This window comes from Rhodococcus sp. PBTS 1, from assembly GCF_001620025.1.
Taxonomy (GTDB): Bacteria; Actinomycetota; Actinomycetes; order Mycobacteriales; family Mycobacteriaceae; genus Rhodococcoides; species Rhodococcoides kroppenstedtii.
Genome location: NZ_CP015219.1, coordinates 3902603 through 3920607, shown reverse-complemented (window position 1 = coordinate 3920607; position 18005 = coordinate 3902603). Strand labels below are relative to the sequence as shown.

18 protein-coding genes and 1 rRNA gene are annotated in these 18005 nt (G+C 69.3%); 10 read left to right on the top strand and 9 right to left on the bottom strand.

Translation table 11 applies throughout. The features are described 5' to 3' along the window. Nucleotides 1-136: 136 nt before the first annotated feature. Both A3Q40_RS18000 and A3Q40_RS17995 read right to left on the bottom strand, forming a co-directional pair. The gene (locus A3Q40_RS18000) at nucleotides 137-916 is read right to left on the bottom strand and encodes a CPBP family intramembrane glutamic endopeptidase (protein WP_068104283.1); all 780 of its coding nucleotides are present in this window, start codon (nucleotides 914-916) and stop codon (nucleotides 137-139) included. 10 nt (nucleotides 917-926) lie between these two features. Then, the gene (locus tag A3Q40_RS17995; protein ID WP_068104281.1) at nucleotides 927-1706 is read right to left on the bottom strand and encodes a DUF2470 domain-containing protein; all 780 of its coding nucleotides are present in this window, start codon (nucleotides 1704-1706) and stop codon (nucleotides 927-929) included. A 102-nt stretch (nucleotides 1707-1808) separates the two neighbouring features. On the opposite strand from A3Q40_RS17995, the gene A3Q40_RS17990 reads away from it, so the two are divergent. Genes A3Q40_RS17990 through A3Q40_RS17980 form a run of 3 tightly spaced genes read left to right on the top strand, consistent with a single transcriptional unit; the run spans nucleotide 1809 to nucleotide 4129 of the window. Then, complete coding sequence (locus A3Q40_RS17990) at nucleotides 1809-2549, top strand: hypothetical protein (RefSeq protein WP_068104279.1); 741 nt, start codon at nucleotides 1809-1811, stop codon at nucleotides 2547-2549. A gap of 51 nt (nucleotides 2550-2600) precedes the next feature. Further along, nucleotides 2601-3473: a prephenate dehydratase gene (pheA, locus tag A3Q40_RS17985; protein ID WP_068106606.1), complete on the top strand. Its 873-nt coding sequence runs from the start codon at nucleotides 2601-2603 to the stop codon at nucleotides 3471-3473. After that, entirely contained in the window at nucleotides 3470-4129 is a 660-nt protein-coding gene (locus A3Q40_RS17980; RefSeq protein WP_068104278.1) for a histidine phosphatase family protein, read from the top strand. The genes pheA and A3Q40_RS17980 overlap by 4 nt, the downstream gene beginning before the upstream one ends. A gap of 45 nt (nucleotides 4130-4174) precedes the next feature. Here A3Q40_RS17980 and A3Q40_RS20660 read toward each other — a convergent pair whose 3' ends face one another. The 4 genes from A3Q40_RS20660 to A3Q40_RS17960 all read right to left on the bottom strand — a co-directional run bounded on the left by A3Q40_RS20660 (nucleotide 4175) and on the right by A3Q40_RS17960 (nucleotide 7393). Then, complete coding sequence (locus A3Q40_RS20660) at nucleotides 4175-5473, bottom strand: PPE domain-containing protein (RefSeq protein WP_068104277.1); 1299 nt, start codon at nucleotides 5471-5473, stop codon at nucleotides 4175-4177. Then, a complete protein-coding gene (locus tag A3Q40_RS17970) occupies nucleotides 5470-5784 on the bottom strand; it encodes a PE domain-containing protein (RefSeq protein ID WP_068104276.1) in 315 nt (104 codons plus the stop codon). The genes A3Q40_RS20660 and A3Q40_RS17970 overlap by 4 nt, the downstream gene beginning before the upstream one ends. 168 nt (nucleotides 5785-5952) lie before the next feature. Beyond that, nucleotides 5953-6297 (bottom strand): metallopeptidase family protein, encoded by a 345-nt coding sequence (locus A3Q40_RS17965; RefSeq protein WP_442971296.1) that lies wholly within the window; start codon nucleotides 6295-6297, stop codon nucleotides 5953-5955. Between the two features lies 1 nt (nucleotide 6298). Continuing rightward, entirely contained in the window at nucleotides 6299-7393 is a 1095-nt protein-coding gene (locus A3Q40_RS17960; protein WP_068106600.1) for a septum formation family protein, read from the bottom strand. 281 nt (nucleotides 7394-7674) lie between these two features. Between A3Q40_RS17960 and A3Q40_RS17955 the strand changes: the two genes are divergently transcribed. The 3 genes from A3Q40_RS17955 (at nucleotide 7675) to A3Q40_RS17945 (ending at nucleotide 10726) form a co-directional block, all read left to right on the top strand. Next, nucleotides 7675-8034: an ankyrin repeat domain-containing protein gene (locus A3Q40_RS17955; RefSeq protein WP_261777319.1), complete on the top strand. Its 360-nt coding sequence runs from the start codon at nucleotides 7675-7677 to the stop codon at nucleotides 8032-8034. Between the two features lie 6 nt (nucleotides 8035-8040). Then, the gene (gene serS, locus A3Q40_RS17950; protein ID WP_068104273.1) at nucleotides 8041-9297 is read left to right on the top strand and encodes a serine--tRNA ligase; all 1257 of its coding nucleotides are present in this window, start codon (nucleotides 8041-8043) and stop codon (nucleotides 9295-9297) included. Nucleotides 9298-9571: 274 nt separating this feature from the next. Next, nucleotides 9572-10726 carry a hypothetical protein gene (locus tag A3Q40_RS17945; RefSeq protein ID WP_157889672.1) on the top strand — a complete coding sequence of 385 codons (1155 nt, stop codon included), beginning with the start codon at nucleotides 9572-9574 and terminating at the stop codon, nucleotides 10724-10726. A 222-nt stretch (nucleotides 10727-10948) separates the two neighbouring features. Here A3Q40_RS17945 and A3Q40_RS17940 read toward each other — a convergent pair whose 3' ends face one another. Further along, on the bottom strand, nucleotides 10949-11377 hold the full coding sequence (locus A3Q40_RS17940; RefSeq protein ID WP_235606354.1) for a hypothetical protein: 429 nt from the start codon (nucleotides 11375-11377) through the stop codon (nucleotides 10949-10951). An 88-nt stretch (nucleotides 11378-11465) separates the two neighbouring features. On the opposite strand from A3Q40_RS17940, the gene A3Q40_RS17935 reads away from it, so the two are divergent. Next, a complete protein-coding gene (locus A3Q40_RS17935; RefSeq protein WP_068104267.1) occupies nucleotides 11466-12593 on the top strand; it encodes an MFS transporter in 1128 nt (375 codons plus the stop codon). Here A3Q40_RS17935 and A3Q40_RS17930 read toward each other — a convergent pair. Next, nucleotides 12565-13146 carry a TetR/AcrR family transcriptional regulator gene (locus tag A3Q40_RS17930; protein ID WP_068104265.1) on the bottom strand — a complete coding sequence of 194 codons (582 nt, stop codon included), beginning with the start codon at nucleotides 13144-13146 and terminating at the stop codon, nucleotides 12565-12567. The genes A3Q40_RS17935 and A3Q40_RS17930 overlap by 29 nt on opposite strands. A gap of 80 nt (nucleotides 13147-13226) precedes the next feature. Here A3Q40_RS17930 and A3Q40_RS17925 point away from each other — a divergent pair, with 80 nt between their 5' ends. Next, entirely contained in the window at nucleotides 13227-14249 is a 1023-nt protein-coding gene (locus A3Q40_RS17925) for an NADP-dependent oxidoreductase (protein ID WP_082833999.1), read from the top strand. 54 nt (nucleotides 14250-14303) lie between these two features. Next, complete coding sequence (locus tag A3Q40_RS17920; RefSeq protein WP_068104263.1) at nucleotides 14304-15068, top strand: lysophospholipid acyltransferase family protein; 765 nt, start codon at nucleotides 14304-14306, stop codon at nucleotides 15066-15068. Nucleotides 15069-15135: 67 nt separating this feature from the next. Here the strand turns inward: A3Q40_RS17920 and A3Q40_RS17915 are convergent, their stop codons facing one another. Beyond that, nucleotides 15136-15564 (bottom strand): VOC family protein, encoded by a 429-nt coding sequence (locus A3Q40_RS17915; RefSeq protein WP_068106595.1) that lies wholly within the window; start codon nucleotides 15562-15564, stop codon nucleotides 15136-15138. Nucleotides 15565-16171: 607 nt separating this feature from the next. Here A3Q40_RS17915 and A3Q40_RS17910 point away from each other — a divergent pair. Beyond that, a 16S ribosomal RNA gene (locus A3Q40_RS17910) occupies nucleotides 16172-17688 on the top strand. Nucleotides 17689-18005: the final 317 nt, after the last annotated feature.

Below are 18005 nucleotides of genomic sequence, written 5' to 3'. Positions count from 1 at the left end.
GTTGGCGCGGGGTCCAGTCCGGGGGCGTTCCCGACCGCCGTCGTACCACCGGCGGCTCCTCCGATCGCGACCGGCGCGGATCGGGAGGCGGCCGCCGCCGGGGGTCGAACGGAGGCTGCTGACTCACGACGCGACTCTAGCCGGGAAGCCAGGACAGATGGCCGCGCAGCGTCGAGTACCCGACGAAGGCGACGACGTCGATGAGGGCGTGGGCGATCACCAGCGGCCAGAGCCGCGTGGTGCGCTGGTAGTACCGGCCGAAGATCAGGCCCATGACCACGTTGCCCAGTCCGGCGCCGAAGCCCTGGTACAGGTGGTAACTGCCGCGGAGCAGGGCCGACGCCACCAGGGACCGGTTGTCGCTCCACCCCAGTGCGCGCAGCCGGGAGAGCAGCCACGCCACCACCAGCACTTCCTCCGCGGCCGAGTTCGCGATCGCGGAGAGGATCAGGGTGATCGGCCGCCACCAGACGTCGTTCAGGGTGCTCGGCAGGACGGTGACGTTGAGGTCCAGGGCTACGGCGGCGAGGTAGAACAGCAGGCCGGGGAGGCCGATCAGGGCGGCGAGCCCGACACCGTGCAGCACGTCGGGTCGCCACCGGGCACGGGCGAATCCGATGGCGCGCGATCCGAGTCCGCTGCGCCAGAGGAAGTACAGGCCGAGACCGCTCCACGCGAGAAGGCGCAGCACCGACAGCAGTTGGCGCAGGAAGTCGATGGGTCCGAGCGTGGACTGCGGCACGTTGATCGCGACGCTCTGCTCGGACAGCGCGCCCGATTCGAGCGAGCTCTCGATCAGCGAGAGGATCGACGACAATCCACTGAGCCCGAACGTGACCAGCAGGACGACGGCGATCTCCCACCGGATCGCGCGGGGAGAGTTCGGATCCGGCGGGCGGGTGGTCACCGGATCGATTGTGCAGCAGTCAGCTGCCGTCGCGAGCGCGCAGTCCGTTCATGAACGGGCACCCGACGAGGATCCGCAGGGCCCGGCTCAGCTCGGTGCTGTCGGCCACGGGATGGGGGAACGGCACGCGCACGTCCTGGTCACCGGTCTCGCTCTCGATGCGCAGACCGATGCCGAAGCGGTCGAGGCTCAGCGGACGCGGACGTCCCACCCGCAGCGACGGCGGCAGACGACGCGCGATGGCGGCGATCATCTCGGCGTGGTCGGTGTCGAGGTGACGAAGCCAGTCGCCCTCGATCTCCCAGAACGGATCCGGGTCCGCGCGCAGGAGGTCTCGGACCGGGACCGGTTCCGCGCCGGTGGAGTCCGCCGCGACCACGGAATCGAGGATCAGCCGCAGCAGCACACCCCCGTGGCCGACGTCGAGCAGGCCGGGATGCGGGAATTGTGACGCGACGGCGGCCGCCACCGACCGCTCTGCGGTCTCGGGGACGCGGCGCAGCTCGCCCCGCAGCCACACCAGCGACCGAACGCGTTCGCCCAGCTCGAGCGGGGCGTGGTCGGTGAGTTCGAGGACGGCCGGGATGCCGGCGCGTCCGGCTTGGAAGGCAAGGGCACCGACGGTGCTGTCGGCGGGAACCACGACGACCACCTCACCGGGCTCGCGCAGGAAATGCATCGAGGTGGCGACGGGGGCGCTGCCCGATGCGGCCAGAACCGACGTGTCGCTGCGCAGGCAGACGCTGCGCACCCGCTCGGCGGTCGACGGTGCGGTGGCGGTGGTGGTGGCGCCGGCCATCTCGGTCCCCCCTCGGTGTGGTGGAGCTGTTCGAATTAGGTAAGGGTTAGCTAACCAGTACGGCGAGGGTTGTGCAACAGGTGGCGGAACTAGACTTCGGCGGTGCCCTCGGTCCCCCTCGTGCTGTCCGGGCCGCGTCCGCGACGCGATCCGCGCGCCCTCCTCACCGGTCTGCTGATCGCCGGGGTGTCCGAGAACGCGGACCCCGTCCCGGACCACCCCTGGATCGGCGGCAGGACCGTGTCGGCGAGCAGTGTGATCCGCGATCCCGAGCCGCCGGCCGCCGACACGATCGTCCGTCTCGACGTCCAACTGCCGGACCCCGCGCCCGCCGCGCGTGCGTACCGGGTCGACGTTCCCCGTGAGCACCTCGACGACGCGCTCGCGCTGACGCTGCCGTCCCCACTGATCGTCCGATGCACCGGCGGTGACGTGGTCGAGGTCGCGCAGGCTGTCGACGCGGCCGGGCACCACGGTGCCGTCGACGTCGTCGATCTGGCGGACACCGCACCCGGCGGTGCCGCGGACCGCGCGGCCGACGCCCTCTCCCTCGCCGCCCACGTCGCGCACGGGGTCTACGTGATCGCCGAGACCGCCGATCAGGTCGTCGCGGCGCTCGCCGGCGTCGTGGCGTCGTTGCGTGGCGACGACGTGCGGGACGCCCTGGCCGCCCCGGACGTTCCGGCCCTGCTGCGCCTGCACCCCGACGCCGTGGAGGCCACCCGATCGGTGCTGCTCGGTGTCGAGGTGCCCCGTCCGGCCGAGGTGATCGCCGACCTCTCACGCCGCGTCCCCGAGTGGGCCGACGCCGGAACCGGTCGCGGGGACGGATCGCTCGAGTAGCCTGGCGGCGTGCGTATCGCCTATTTCGGCCCGTCGGGAACCTTCACCGAGATGGCCCTCGCCAAGCTGGAATCCGACGGTGTCGTCGGCCCCGGCGTCGAGCGGGTGTCGGCGTCGAGTCCTCCCGCGACTCTGGAGGCGGTGCGCCGCGGCGAGGCGGACGGAGCCGTCGTTCCCATCGAGAACTCCGTGCAGGGGTCGGTGCCGCCGACGCTCGACGCGCTCGCGATCGGGGACCGATTGCAGATCGTGGCGGAGACCGAACTCGACGTCGCGTTCACCATTCTCGGTCGGCCGGGGGTCGTGCTGCCCGAGGTCCGCACGGTGCGGGCCTACCCGCACGCGGCGGCGCAGGTGCAGAGCTGGATCGAGCGCGAGATGCCCGAGGCGCAGGTGGAGTTCGCCGCCTCGAATGCCGCTGCGGCCGAGGACGTTGCGTCGGGACTGGCCGATGCGGCCGTCTCCACCGGTCTCGCCGGAGAGCGGTTCGGCCTGCCGGTGCTCGCGGACGGCGTCGCGGACGTGGGGAACGCCCGGACTCGCTTCGTTCTGGTGACTCGCCCGTGCCCGCCTCCGGCGCGCACGGGGTCGGACCGCACCGCCGTCGTCCTCACGCCGGACAATCGACCCGGCACGCTGGTGGCAGCGCTGAGCGTCTTCGCGACGCGGGGGATCGATCTCACCTTCATCGAATCACGCCCCCTGCGAACACATTTCGGAACGTATCGGTTCTACCTGGATTGCGTCGGGCACCTCGACGACCTGGCGGTGGCCGACGCCCTCCGGGTGCTGCACGAGCAGATGGACACACGGTTCCTCGGGTCCTGGCCCAGCCACCACGTCTCCGCAACCTCCGGGTCGGTCGCGGGCGAGGACAGCGCGCGCTGGCTCGAGGACATCCGCCGCGGCGAAGGCACCTCGTGACTTCTCGACTGATTCTGGTGCGGCACGGTCAGACCCATTCCAACGTCGCCCGTCGGCTCGACACCCGGCCGCCGGGAGCGGAACTGACCGAGCTCGGCCACCGGCAGGCCCGCGAGTACGCGACGGCGCTGACGACGTCGCCGACCGTCGTGGTGTCGTCGGTGGCGGTGCGGGCACGACAGACCGCGGCGCACATCGCCGAGATCACCGGCGCACCGCACCTCGTGCGCGATGGTCTCCAGGAGACGCACGTCGGGGAACTCGAGGACCGGACCGGCGACGAGGACCACGCCCGCTTCACCGAGGTCTACCAGCGGTGGTTGCACGGCGACACCGGCGCTCGCATTCCGGGTGGCGAGTCCGCCGACGAGGTGCTCGCCCGGTACGTCCCGGTGCTCGAAGATCTGCGCCGGGAATACCTGACCGACGACGACGCGTCCGTGCACGTCGTCAGCCACGGCGCGGCGATCCGTCTGGTCACGGCAGCGGTGTCGGACGTCGATGCGGACTTCGCCGCCGACAACCACTTGGACAACACCGGGTCGATCGAGTTGCACCCCCGCGCCGACGGGACGTGGGAGTGCGTCCGGTGGGGCAGCTACACACCCCCGTTCGAGGCGAAAGGCAGTCGGACGCCGGACGATCCGATGGGCTAGAGCGGGTCCGCGCCCGTCGGGTCCGCCGCCCGTCGCGTAGGCCGCTTACTGGGTAGGGGCCTCCCCGATGACGGGCAGCACGGCCGGAAGTCCGTCACGATCGTCGAGGATGCTCGGGCGGCCCGGGCGTGCGGGCCGGTCCGGTGGGGTGTCCTCCTCGGCCGGCCGCATCGCCGTCGGCACGGTACCGAACGGCGCGCGGTGGCCGGACCGGTCGGTCCCGGCGGTGCTGGTCTCCGCGGGTCCCCCGCCCGCGGACTCGGCGACGCGGCCCACCGCCCCGTCGCCCGCCCACGGAACCGGCCGAAACTCCCCGAGCCCGACGCCGCCGCGGCCGGCGGGTGCGGTGAACGCCGGTCCGCCGGCTCCGATCGGCCCGGCGAACCCCGAGCCGCCGCCGAGCACACCGCTGCCGACGCCGCCCGTGCCGAGACCGGGACGATCGCCGACTCCCCCGAGGGCCGCCTGTCCGACCTGCTGCAGCATCTGATGGCCGGTCTGGCCGCCGCTCTGCAGCGCGCTCGACGCGGCGCGGGTCAGCGCCGGCTCCTCGCCATCGGTCGGCAGTACCCGGTGGTCCTCGGGTCGGGTGCTCGCCGGCTCGAGTTCCTCCGAGTCGGGTGCAGACCCACCGTCGTCGCCCCGCGGCAATTCCCGGTCGTCGCCCCGCGGCAATTCCCGGTCGTCGCCCCGCGGCAATTCCCGGTCGTCGCCCCGCGCCGGGGATCCGGGATGCGCGTCCCGGCCGGCGTCCACGAGCCACGGCGGCACTGCGGTGACGGACGTCGGCGCGACCCCCGGTGCCCCTGACGTGACCGGCGGCGGTGGGTCGAACACCTCGGGTGCCGCGAGCGTCGCCGTTGCCGCCTCGTACACCTCCATCACGGCCGCGGCGCGCACGTCGAGGGCCAGCCGCGCCGCATCGGCGGCCTGCGCGGCACCGGTGGCCGCGCCGCCGGTGGAGTAGGCCGCTGCCCTCGTGCCTTCCACCGCCGCGATCTCGACGGGCGTCGGCATAGTCAGGCGCGCCGCGGACACGGCGGCGGCGTGGGCACCGGCGCGGGTGGCCGTCACCGCGCACCGGTCGGCGACGACGGACGCCCAGCCGGCCGTCGCCGTCAGGCCCCCCGTCGCGGCGTCCGCGGCGACTCCGTCCCACGCCGCGCCCAGTGCGAGTCCGACGCGGGAGAGCGTGGCGGCCACGTCCGCGAACGCGCCGGCGGCGCCGGACCAGGCCGTGGCCGCCGCCGTGGCGGGAACCGGCCCGGGCCCGGCGAGCAACGCCGCCGAGTTGACCGCTGCGGTGCGGGGCAGCCAGACCACCCCGGTGGGCCCGGCGGTCATCGCGGCCCGCCGTCCGTGAGCGCGGCGCCGAAGCCGGCGTCCGTCGCGCGATACGCCTCCGCCTGCACCCGTAGTGCCGTCGCGGTGCGGTGCAGCTCCGCTGAACAGGCTGCGGCCACCGCGGAGACCGACTCGGCCGCGAACCAGAAGTGGTGGGCGGCGAGGACCGAGACCTCCTCGGCGCCGGCCGGAACGGGCCGCAACGCGGCGTCCACGCCGGCCATCGCACCGCCGAGCCGGGACGCCGCCGCCTCGAGTTCGGCGGCCGCGGCGAGCAGGGCGGCGGGGTCGACGATCACGTGACCGGCCACGACGTTTCTCCGTTCCCCGCGTCGGGCGGCCTCCGGTGAACCGGGGCCGGGGCGCGGCGGGCTGGCGGACGAGCAGGGGGACGTCGTGTTGGACGCACGGACGGCCCCGGCGGTTCCCCGCAGGTCAACGGGGGTGTGACTCGAGCTGCTCCGGTTCGGGCAGGTCGCTCAGCCGAAGCCGAGCTCGTGCAACCGCTCGTCGTCGATGCCGAAGTGGTGGCCGATCTCGTGCGCGACGGTCACCGCGATCTCGTGCCGCGCGTCGTCCTCGTCCTCGGCGAGGTCGAGAATCGGCAGGCGATAGATGTGGATGACGTCGGGAAGGTGCCCGCTGTACTCGAACCGCTCGGTCAGGGCAACGCCCTCGTAGAGCCCCAGCAGGTCCTCGGTGGGGTGTTCGTCCTCCACCAGCACCACGACGTTGTCCAGCCGCGACATCAGCTCGTCGGGCAGGGAGTCGAGGGCGTCGTTCACCGCCTCGTCGAACTCCGCGTCGGTCATCGAGACCGGCACGTCAGGCTCCGGGCAGCGGGGCCGCACCCGGAAGCGGCGTCGGCAGACTGCGGCCGTCCGGCACGGGCGGCGGCGGCACCGGCGCGACACCGTCGATGGTGATGTCGCCCTTCGCCGAGCCGACGATCGCCGCGAATCCACCGGACTCGACTTCCTTGCCCACCGAGCAACTGACCCGTCGGCTGCCCGCCATCCAGCTCGAGGCGTCCACGTTGTCCCAGAACAAGGTCAGGGTCTTGTCGCGCAGGACGTCGGGACCACCGAGGTACGCCTCGGCGGCCTGTGTACACGTGGGTTCGAGGTAGCGGTCCTGATCGTCGACCGACGGCAGTCCACCCGGGAACTGCGCCCCGAGATCGACCACCGAGACCACCTCGAAGGCGTGTGCCGTGCCGCAGTCGACGGGATCGGTGGGCACGCCCGATTCGACGCCCACGCAGGTCCCGGCGTCCCACACCGTCGACTGATCCTGGTCGGCGACGCGTCCGACCATCTCCTGCAGCGCACTAGTGGCGCCCGTCTGCTGGATCCCGCAGCGAATGGAGCGTTCACCGTTGGCCCACCCGGCCTGGCTGGGGAACATCAGGCCCACGGAGTAGCGGCCGGTCGGGTCGAATCGACCGCCCGTGTAGTCCTGGACCGCCGCGACGCAGTGTTCGTCGCGCAGCGCGGCGAAACGCGACGCGTCGGGGTACGGCGACCCGGTCGCGAACTCGGCGACGGGGAACGTCGCCAGGTTCACCGTCCGCGCCACCTCGAATCGGTGCGGTTCCGCGCAGGACACCTCGGCCAGGTCCTGACGGTCCGTGTCCGGGTCGTCCGTCGGGGTCCACTGGAGGCAGTCGCCGGCGTCGGAGGAGTCGAAGGACACGGTGCCCGCCGACGAGCCCGCCGCTGTCGGCGCGGGGAGGTTCTCGCTGCGGTCGAAGCCACCGGACACGCCGATGGTCACCGCCGCCGCTCCCACGGCCCCGATCGCGACCAGGGCCAACAGGCGGCGGGCCTTGGCGGCCTGCACGGTGCGTCGGGACGGTCCGGGCTCGGTGGGCGGTACCTCGGTGGTCGGGGCGTCGGTGGATGCAGCCTCACTGCTCACCGCCGAGGATTCCACCGTCGGCTCGCTGCCCTCGGTCGATGCAGTAGGCGAGTCGGTCGACTCCGTCGACGCAGCGTTCGAGTCGGTCGACTCCGTCGACGGGGGGGTCGCGGGGTCGCCGGGCTGCGGAGACGAGGAGTCGTCGGGCTTCGGAGACATCGGCACCATCATGCCTGCAGGTAGGTTCCGACGGTATGAGTGGTGCGAATCCCGGGGAACCGGACTCCCCGGAGGCCGCGATCCCGGCCGACGTCACGGACCTGGCGACGCGTGTGTTCGACATGGCGCGCACGGGTGAGGCGACCACCCTCGCCGCGTACGTCGACGCCGGCGTCCCCGTCGACCTCACCAACGAGGCCGGGGACACCCTCCTCATGCTCGCCGCCTATCACGGCCATCCCGAGACCGTCACCGCGCTGATCCATCGCGGTGCCGACGTCGGGCGCGCCAACGACCGGGGCCAGACGCCCCTCGCCGGGGCGGTCTTCAAGGGCGAGGACGACGTGGTGCGGGCGCTCGTCGACGCCGGCGCCGACCCGCGGGCCGGTCACCCGTCCGCCCTGGACGCCGCTCGGATGTTCGGCCGCGACGACTACCTGGACCTCCTCGGCCGATCGGACACGTCCGGCCCAGTAGGCTGACGTCCCGTGATCGACCTCAGAATCGTCCGTGAGGACCCCGACGCCGTCCGTCAGTCGCAGCGCACCCGTGGCGAGGACCCGTCCCTGGTCGATGCGTTGCTCGAGGCCGACGCTGCTCGTCGCGCCGCCGTCGGGGCTGCCGACGACCTGCGGGCCGAGCAGAAGGCGCTGGGCAAGCGGATCGGGAAGGCGACGCCGGAGGAGCGGACGGAGCTGCTCGCCGGTGCGTCCGAGCTGGCCGATCGCGTGAAGGCGGCTGAGGCGGCGCAGAACGAGGCCGACGCCCGCCTGGACGCCGCTCATCGCGCGCTCTCGAATCTGGTCCAGGACGGCGCTCCGGCCGGCGGCGAGGACGATTTCGTCACCCTCGAGACCGTCGGTGAGCCGACCGCGATCGAGAACCCGAAGGATCACCTCGAGCTCGGTGAGGCTCTCGGTCTGATCGACATGGAGCGCGGGGCAAAGGTGTCCGGTGCGCGCTTCTACTTCCTCACCGGCCACGGCGCTCTGCTCCAGCTCGGCATGCTGCAGCTCGCGGCGCAGAAAGCCGTCGCCAACGGTTTCACGATGATGATCCCCCCGGTGCTGGTGCGCCCGGAGATCATGGCGGGCACGGGTTTCCTGGGTGCGCACGCGTCGGAGATCTACCACCTCGAGGAGGACGACCTCTACCTCGTCGGTACCTCCGAGGTCCCGCTGGCCGGCTACCACTCGGGTGAGATCCTCGACCTCTCGGCCGGGCCGAAGCGGTACGCCGGCTGGTCGTCCTGCTTCCGCCGCGAGGCGGGCAGCTACGGCAAGGACACCCGCGGCATCATCCGGGTGCATCAGTTCGACAAGGTCGAGATGTTCGTCTACTGCCGGCCCGAGGACGCGGACGCCGAGCATCAGCGCCTGCTCGCCTGGGAGCGGGAGATGCTGGCCGCGATCGACGTTCCCTACCGCGTGATCGACGTCGCCGGCGGCGACCTCGGCTCGTCGGCCGCCCGCAAATTCGACTGCGAGGCATGGCTTCCCACGCAGAACACCTACCGTGAGCTGACGTCGACCTCGAACTGCACCACGTTCCAGGCACGACGCCTCGGCGTGCGGTACCGCGACGAGAACGGCAAGCCGAAGATCGCCGCGACGCTCAACGGCACCCTCGCCACCACCCGCTGGATCTCCGCGATTCTCGAGAACCACCAGCAGCCCGACGGCAGTGTCCGGGTGCCCGAAGCGCTCGTTCCCTTCGTCGGAACGGACGTGCTCCGCCCCGCCTGATCGGCCGTTCGTCCGCGGTGTCGGTGCCCTCCCGTACCGTCACCGCCGATGTGGCGTCGGGGGGCGCTGCCGGATGGTCGGGGGCGTCGTGGGGGACAGAACTGCACTGGCGATCGACGTACGTGCGTTGACGGTTCACCTCATGGCGAACCAGCTCGAGTGGAGGGTGCGCGCCGTCGAATCCGTCGTCCTGGACGCGGCCAGTACGTGCCTTCGTCCACGGTCTCTCCAGATTGCACCGATGCGCGCGCTCCTCGCGCCTCACCTGCCACGTGTGGAGAAGGCAGGACCGTGGACGCACGCCGTGGTGGGTCTCCCCATCGCCCCGTTTCCCCGCGGACCTCTGCTCGACTTCGACATCGACGGTCCGTCGGGCCCGGCGTCACTCATCCCTCGCGCGGAAACCGCCACACGCGAGGCGCTGTACTTGGAGGGTCTCGCGACTCAGCTCGGCGTCACGGTGACCGAGTCGGTGCGTGCCCTTCTCGTCGAGGTGCTCGGCTGGGCGGACGCGGAGACGGACCACGCGGACCTGTTCGACGACCCGGTGCTGGACAGCGTCGGACCAGCGGCTCGGCGGGAATGGCTTCGTGTTTCTGCTGACTGCGGCCGCATGCTCGGACCGTATGTGGCGGCGCTGGGTGAGACGGCTGTCACGAACCCGGCGGTCGCCATGTCCGCCCTGGCCCGAATGGGCTTCTGGCAGAGCGAGTCCGAGGGTTCGGCGATGCTCGCGGGTTATCGCGACCTGGTGCGAGTGGCAACGCAGACGGCCTTCGGCCGGGACGATCGTGCTCCGATCGCCGGCGAATTCCTCGCTGCGTTGGGCGACTACGCCGACACTTACGACCTGATGGCGGCGGTGAGGATTCCGCTGGACGAGCCGTTCGTCGTGAAGTGTTCCGAGCGGCGTGACCTCCGGCTCGACAGCAGGCGCAACACCGGTCATCAGGATCTCGTCATCGCCGATGCACGGAGCAACCATGTGACGGTGACGGTCCGTGACCCGAACGTGAGGATCTCCCGAGCGGACGCATTCCGGGCCGGGGATTCCGAGCTCGCGGTCGGTACGTCGGTCACACGACGGAACGATCAGTTCGTCGCGTTCTACAGTCACGACCCCAACCGTGACTACCGCGTCCGAGTGGACCTCCGCCTCGCGCTCCTCCGACGTCTGGAGCTCGTACCGTTTTTCGCTGCAGGGTCCGTCGTCCTGTTGTCGTTGGCTCTGATGGCCACGCCGGATCTCGACCTTCGAACACTGGCGCTCCTGGGAGGGCCGGCGGCACTGGCCGCGTCCGTTCTCGTCGGCCGAGAGCAATCCACATTGGGTTCTCGTCTGCGGGTGCGCAGCACCGTGGTTCTCTGTGTGGCACTCGCAGTACTGACGGTCACCGTCGTCTATCTCTATTCGTTTCGTATCGCCTGAGCTCCGTCGGCCTGTTTCGGGCGTAAGCTTTTCCACAAGGAGGACCGATGCCCAAGAACACCGGACGTGGGAGCAGATCGGCGAAGGCGGCCGAGGCAGCATCGAGTGGTCGCATCCCGGCCGAGGCGTTCGCGCAACGCGCTGCGTCCGTCGGGCCGCGAAGCGGCACTCGCCAGGAGGGCGGGTTGTTCGGAGTCGGCCGCGGAAAGAAGTAGCGGGCCCTCACTCGCCCGGTGACGGTGGCTCGGTGACCAGCACGTCGTCGGCGGGCAGGGACAGTGCCACTTCGACCATGCGCTCCGGGTAGGACGGGTACGCCGGTCGAATCCACACTCGCGTGTCGTCGAGCTGGGTCATGACCATGCGTCGCCACCGCCAATCGTGCTGCGGCCGACGAAGATCGAGTTCGCTCGCCACCGGGAGCGGAGCGCGCGCCCAGTACGGCCGCGACAGCGAGGACAGTCCCTGCGACTCCAACACGTCGACGGCACGGTCGAGCCGGACGTCGGCGGCGATCACGTGCCCCACCGGGTTGACGGCGTCGACAAGCTCGCCGTCGTCGGCCGCGAGGTCGGACACGGTCCACCCGACCAATTCGCCGTCGGACGCGCGGGTGACGGGGAGGCGACTGCGCCAGCGATCGATGTCCACTGCGCCGACGGTACCGATTCCGGGTGCGCCGCCGCCGACTCCGTCGTAGCATCCCGGCATGCTTTGACGACGCCCACCCGCCCTCGACGTGTCCGTGGTGCTGTACGCCGCATCGCGTGAATTCGTGCCGCTGTACGCGGTTTATGCGCTGCTGTTCCGCGACTCCGGCCTGTCGGTCGCCCAGATCTCCTCGCTGTTCGCGATCTGGACGCTCGTCTCGTTCGTGCTCGAGGTGCCGTCCGGTGCGTTGGCCGACGTCGTGTCCCGACGTCTGTTGCTCGTGCTCGCCGCCCTTCTCGCGGCCGCGTCGTTCGCGACGTGGATCCTCGTTCCGACCTATCTCGGATTCGCCGTCGGGTTCGTGCTCTGGGGCATCGGCGGAGCTCTGCAGTCGGGGACGTTCGAGGCCCTGATCTACGACGCGTTGGCTCGCGACGGGCGGACGTCGTCCTACGCAGGCCTGGCCGGAACGGCCGAGGCTGCCTCGACCACATCGACCCTCGTGGCCCTCCTGGTGGCGAGCCCGCTGCTCGCCACCGGATCGTTCGAGCTGGTCGGCTGGGCCAGCGTCGGTGCCGCTCTGATCACCGCTCTGGTGGCCCGACGCCTGCCGGACCCGCCGCGCGGCACGTCGGACGAGGATGCGGAGGACCAGCCGGGATGGCTCGACGCCCTGCGCTCCGGAACGGCGGAAGTCGTCGCGTCTCGGGCGGTGGCCCGCGGGGTGATGCTGGTCGCGGCGGTGGCGGGGGTGCTCGTGGTCGACGAGTACGCCCCCTTGATCGCGGACGATCTGGGTGCGCCGACGGAGACCATCCCGCTTCTCCTGGCGATTCCGATGGTGGGACAAATCGTCGGGACCGCGCTCGCCGGACGGGCGGCACGGGCCTCGTCGCGCACGATCGCCGCGTTGCCGGTCGTGGCCGCCGCGGGGTTGGCGGTGGTGTCGTGGGTGGGGTCGATCGGGGCGTTCGTCGCTCTGGGTGTCGCCACCGGCATTCTGTGGGCGCTCTCGATCGTCGCCGAAGCTCGCCTGCAGGACGCGATCACGGGGAGGTCCCGCGCCACGGTCATGTCGGTCGCCGGTGTGGCGTCGGAGGGCGCGGGGTTGCTCGTGGTCGGCTGGTACGCGGTCGGGCCGTCCCCGGTGACAGCGACCGCGCTGCTCGCGGTGGCGACGGTCCTGCTCATCGTTCTGGCGCGCGAGCCTCGCTGACGTCGGACGGCGCGGCGATGCGGCGGGCAGCCAGGGCGACGGCGACGGCCTCGTCGCGGTCGACGCGCGCGAGGGCGAGTGCGCCGATGTTCATCGTGGTCAGGACGCGGGCAGTTGTCTCGACATCGCGGTCGCCCCGCGCGGTCAGTGCGGCGCAGAAGGCGTCGAACAGCCGACGGCGGTACGACGTGACGACGGCCGCGAGAGCGTCGTCACGTGCCGCGGGGCCGGCGGTGGTGTCGACGAGCAGGCACCCGCGTCGGCGATCGTCGGCTGCGGCGAGATCGCGAGCCAGGGAGGCGAAGTAGGCGTCCGGTCCGCCGGGGCCCGCGAGAAGGGCGAGGCGCGGGGCGACGATTTCCGACAGGTAGTCGTCCACCGCGGCGTCGAACAGGCCCCGTTTGCTGCCGAACGCGTGGTAGAGGCTCGATCGGGCGAGTCCCGTCGCCGCTTCGAGGTCGGGGAGGGACGTGCCGTCCAACCCCTTGTCCCAGAACAGGTCTCGCGACGCGCGAACCACGTCCGCCGTGTCGAACGTCGGGCGTCTGCCCATGGTGTGACACCTCCCGGAGTCGAAGCGTACGGTTTAGTGTACCGAACGATCCAAAACCGTCGTTCCAGACGAACCGAGAGGTGACCGCAGTGCAGAGCACGCAGATTCAGCTGGTGTCCCGTCCCACGGGGTGGCCGACGCACGAGAACTTTCGCACCGTGACCGTCGAGCTGCCCGAGCTCGAGCCCGGACAGGTGCGGGTGGTCAACGAATTCGTGTCCGTCGATCCCTACATGCGCGGCCGGATGAACGACGTGAAGTCCTACGTTCCGCCCTTCGCTCTGAACGAGACCATGACGGGCGGGGCCGTCGGCCGTGTCGTGGAGAGCACCTCCGACGAACACCCCGTGGGCAGCCTCGTCTCGCACCAACTCGGGTGGCGTGACGTCGCGCAGGCCGACGCCGCACAGTTCCGCGTGATGGAGGCCCTCGACGGGGTGCCGTCGTCCGCTTACCTGGGCATTCTCGGTATGACCGCGCTGACGGCGTACGTCGGCCTGCAGGACATCGCGCACCTCCGCGACGGCGACGTCGTCTTCGTCTCCGGTGCCGCCGGCGCGGTCGGGTCGGCCGTCGGTCAGATCGCCCGCATCCTCGGCGCGAGCCGGGTCATCGGGTCCGCGGGATCGGCCGAGAAGGTCGAGCTGCTCACCAGCAAGTACGGCTTCGACGCGGCCTTCGATTACAAGCAGGGATCGGTCCGTGAGCAGTTGGCCGAGGCCGCACCCGACGGCATCGACGTCTACTTCGACAACGTTGGCGGTGACCACCTCGAGGCGGCGCTCGCCGAGTTCCGCGACGGCGGTCGGGCGGCCCTCTGCGGCGCGATCTCGCAGTACAACACCGAGGGCCCGACGCCCGGGCCGAACAACATGGCCAACATCGTCACGCGCGGGCTGTCCCTGGTCGGGTTCACGGTCGGCAACTACCTCGATCGATTCCCGTCGTTCGCGCAGGAGATGGGGACGTGGCTGCGAGAGGGCCGCGTGCAGTTCGACGAGACCGTCGTCGACGGCATCGAGAACACCGTCGATGCCTTCCTCGGCATGTTGCGCGGCGAGAACACCGGCAAGATGGTCGTCCGCGTCGGCACCGGCTCCTGACCCGATCCGGCTCACGACGTCGGATCGGCGTCGTGAGCCGATAGGCTGCGGTTCGTGGACCCCGTCTATCGCACCGTCATCGGCATCGCGCGCACGGTTTTCGCCGCTCAGGGACTGAAGTTCGACGTCACGGGCGCCGACAACATCCCGGCACGTGGTGGGGCGGTGATCGCCATCAACCACACGGGGTACCTGGACTTCACCTACGCGGGCCTGCCGGCTCGCCGTCACAAGCGGTACATCCGTTTCATGGCGAAGAAGGAAGTGTTCGACAACTCGAAGTCGGGTCCGATCATGCGGGCCCTGAAGCACATCCCCGTCGACCGCGCGGACGGTGCCGAGTCGTACCGCGCCGCAGTCGATGCGTTGTCCCGCGGTGAGTTGGTCGGGGTCTACCCCGAAGCGACCATCAGCCGCAGCTTCGAGATCAAGCAGTTCAAGTCGGGTGCCGCCCGCATGGCGATCGAGGCCGGCGTGCCGCTGGTGCCGATCGCCATCTGGGGAGCGCAGCGGGTGTGGACCAAGGGGCATCCGAAACGGTTGGGGCGCACCAAGACCCCCATCACCATCCGTGTCGGGGAGCCGATCCAGCCGGACCTGCCCGCCGCCGAACTGACCGAGCGTCTCCGCTCGACGATGCAGGCGCTGTTGCTCGACGCGCAGAAGAACTACGAGCACCCCGCCGGCGCGTACTGGGTTCCCGCGCGTCTCGGTGGTAGCGCTCCGACGCTCGAGGAAGCAGATGCACTCGACGCCGCCGACGTCGAGGCCAGGAACGCCGCACGTGAAGCGCGTGGCCAGGGACTCGACGGCGCCTGAGAACAGCGCCCTCCGCACGCGCCGGTCGGGACGAACTCCCGACCGGCGGCCCCGCCTGTCCGGTCCGTCAGCTGTTGGGGCCGGCGATCTCCAACGCGATGTTGTCGGGGTCGCGGAATTCCAGGATCGCCATGCCGGCGTCGCCCAGGTCCTTGACGGGCTCGTGGTCGATCCCCAGTTCGTCGAGGACGGCCGCGGCATCGTGCACGTCCTGCAGGCTGGCCACCGTGAAGCTCAGGTGATCGAGTCCGACGCTGTCCTCGGCGAAGGTGTCGCCGGCCGGCGCCACCGGACGCAGTCCGAGCAGGCCACCGGCGAACTTGTAGATCACCCCACCGAAGAGGAAGCCCAGTGCTTCTCGGGTCTCGGCGTCGGGGTTGGGCGGAAGCTCGAACGCCACCTCGAATCCGAAGACGTCGTCGTAGAACTTGCGGGAGACGTCGATGTCTCGAACCGTCAGCCGAACGTGGTTGTAGTCGGTCGCTGCGATGGGCACGGGTTGCTCGCTCTCCGTGCGCGGGCCGCCCGACGGTCGGGCCGCGGACGCGCACAACCCGTATTCGGAGCGGTGCATGTGAGCGATGCCGACGCGTGGACGCAGAAACACCGCGTCTGACCAGGCGATTTGCGTTGTGGGGTTCGGGTGCGTAACTTTTGTCGAGTCAGAGCGACACGGACGCCGACCCGGAGCCGAGAGGCTGGGGTGAACGAGGCAGTACGGGGTCGCCTGATTCGGACAGAAAAGGTTCGTCTGCACGTGGTGTAGGCTGAGCGTACAGTCCAGAACTTCTGGTTCGAAGCCTTCCCGGCGGTGTGGTTTGACTGCGGTGTCGGGTGGTGGTTAGTCTGGAACGGTTGCCCCGGATCCGGTTCACATTGTGTGGCTGGTGGTGGTGTGCGTGTGTTCTTTGAGAACTCAACAGTGTGTCGATGAATGTCAGTGCCAAATTTTTTTTTGGTTCCGGTTCTTCTCCTTCTTCCCGTCGGAGGAGGATCGGCTTTGTCAGTACATTTTTTGTGTGCTGGCGTGAGTTTTATTGCTGGATTCGGCTCTCTAGTTTTCATTGACTCCGCTCTTTCTGGGGTGGGGTTGATAAGAGTCTTCAACGGAGAGTTTGATCCTGGCTCAGGACGAACGCTGGCGGCGTGCTTAACACATGCAAGTCGAACGGTAAGGCCCTTCGGGGTACACGAGTGGCGAACGGGTGAGTAACACGTGGGTGATCTGCCCTGCACTTCGGGATAAGCCCGGGAAACTGGGTCTAATACCGGATAGGACTGCGCGGTGCATGCCGTGTGGTGGAAAGATTTATCGGTGCAGGATGGGCCCGCGGCCTATCAGCTTGTTGGTGGGGTAATGGCCTACCAAGGCGACGACGGGTAGCCGGCCTGAGAGGGCGACCGGCCACACTGGGACTGAGACACGGCCCAGACTCCTACGGGAGGCAGCAGTGGGGAATATTGCACAATGGGCGCAAGCCTGATGCAGCGACGCCGCGTGAGGGATGACGGCCTTCGGGTTGTAAACCTCTTTCAGCAGGGACGAAGCGTGAGTGACGGTACCTGCAGAAGAAGCACCGGCCAACTACGTGCCAGCAGCCGCGGTAATACGTAGGGTGCAAGCGTTGTCCGGAATTACTGGGCGTAAAGAGCTCGTAGGCGGTTTGTCGCGTCGTCTGTGAAAACCAGCAGCTCAACTGTTGGCTTGCAGGCGATACGGGCAGACTTGAGTATTTCAGGGGAGACTGGAATTCCTGGTGTAGCGGTGAAATGCGCAGATATCAGGAGGAACACCGGTGGCGAAGGCGGGTCTCTGGGAAATAACTGACGCTGAGGAGCGAAAGCGTGGGTAGCGAACAGGATTAGATACCCTGGTAGTCCACGCCGTAAACGGTGGGCGCTAGGTGTGGGTTTCCTTCCACGGGATCCGTGCCGTAGCTAACGCATTAAGCGCCCCGCCTGGGGAGTACGGCCGCAAGGCTAAAACTCAAAGGAATTGACGGGGGCCCGCACAAGCGGCGGAGCATGTGGATTAATTCGATGCAACGCGAAGAACCTTACCTGGGTTTGACATACACCGGAAAGCCGTGGAGACACGGCCCCCCTTGTGGTCGGTGTACAGGTGGTGCATGGCTGTCGTCAGCTCGTGTCGTGAGATGTTGGGTTAAGTCCCGCAACGAGCGCAACCCTTGTCCTGTGTTGCCAGCACGTAATGGTGGGGACTCGCAGGAGACTGCCGGGGTCAACTCGGAGGAAGGTGGGGACGACGTCAAGTCATCATGCCCCTTATGTCCAGGGCTTCACACATGCTACAATGGCCGGTACAGAGGGCTGCGATACCGTGAGGTGGAGCGAATCCCTTAAAGCCGGTCTCAGTTCGGATCGGGGTCTGCAACTCGACCCCGTGAAGTCGGAGTCGCTAGTAATCGCAGATCAGCAACGCTGCGGTGAATACGTTCCCGGGCCTTGTACACACCGCCCGTCACGTCATGAAAGTCGGTAACACCCGAAGCCGGTGGCCTAACCCTTGTGGAGGGAGCCGTCGAAGGTGGGATCGGCGATTGGGACGAAGTCGTAACAAGGTAGCCGTACCGGAAGGTGCGGCTGGATCACCTCCTTTCTAAGGAGCATGTCTCGTCGGAGTACCACTCGCACAGGTGGGAGGGAAACGACGCAGAGACCACGCCGGCCCCGTTCGCGGGTCGGGTGGGAGCTCATGGGTGGAACACTGACAACTCATCTTCGACGTTGACTGCCGGCCCGTGTGCCGGTGGGGTCGAGGGTTATATCGATGCACTGTTGGGTCCTGAGAGAACACGCGAGTGTTTCTTCTCTGGTTGAAGGACGATTCTTGTCGGATGTCGGGCATACCGCACTTTCGGGTGGGCATGGTGCCGAGGTTGGTTCGATGAGGGTGTGTTGTTTGAGAACTGCACA

Coding starts and splice junctions, on each gene's coding strand:
- A3Q40_RS17930 (WP_068104265.1), bottom strand. CDS start 13,146: ATGGGCAGACGCCCGACGTTCGACACGGCGGACGTGGTTCGCGCGTCG.
- A3Q40_RS17955 (WP_261777319.1), top strand. CDS start 7,675: ATGGCGCGCACGGGTGAGGCGACCACCCTCGCCGCGTACGTCGACGCC.
- A3Q40_RS20660 (WP_068104277.1), bottom strand. CDS start 5,473: ATGACCGCCGGGCCCACCGGGGTGGTCTGGCTGCCCCGCACCGCAGCG.
- pheA (WP_068106606.1), top strand. CDS start 2,601: ATGGCCCTCGCCAAGCTGGAATCCGACGGTGTCGTCGGCCCCGGCGTC.
- A3Q40_RS17995 (WP_068104281.1), bottom strand. CDS start 1,706: ATGGCCGGCGCCACCACCACCGCCACCGCACCGTCGACCGCCGAGCGG.